The 251-nt window shown below is 70.9% G+C and carries 1 protein-coding gene; it reads right to left on the bottom strand.

The features are described from left to right. The coding region (locus tag SB775_RS32035; RefSeq protein ID WP_410865321.1) for a LysR family transcriptional regulator at window positions 1-251 on the bottom strand (251 nt) is incomplete at both ends.

The raw sequence follows: 251 nt of genomic DNA on the forward strand, positions 1-251 counted from the left end.
GCGCGCGAAGCGACCCAGCACCTGCGGCAGGATCGATTCGCCAAAATCCTCCTGCAGGCCGAGGCGCACCCAGCCTTCCAGTTCCAGGCCACGCACCGCGCCCACCGCTTCGTCGTTGAGTGCCAGCAGCCGTCGCGCGTAGGACATCAACGCCTCGCCGCCGTCGGTGAGCACCAGCCCGCGACCGGAGCGGCGCAGCAGCGGCGTGCCGGCCTGATCTTCCAGCTTGCGCAGCTGCGCGCTGATCGCCG

Source organism: Peribacillus sp. SIMBA_075 (assembly GCF_046534585.1).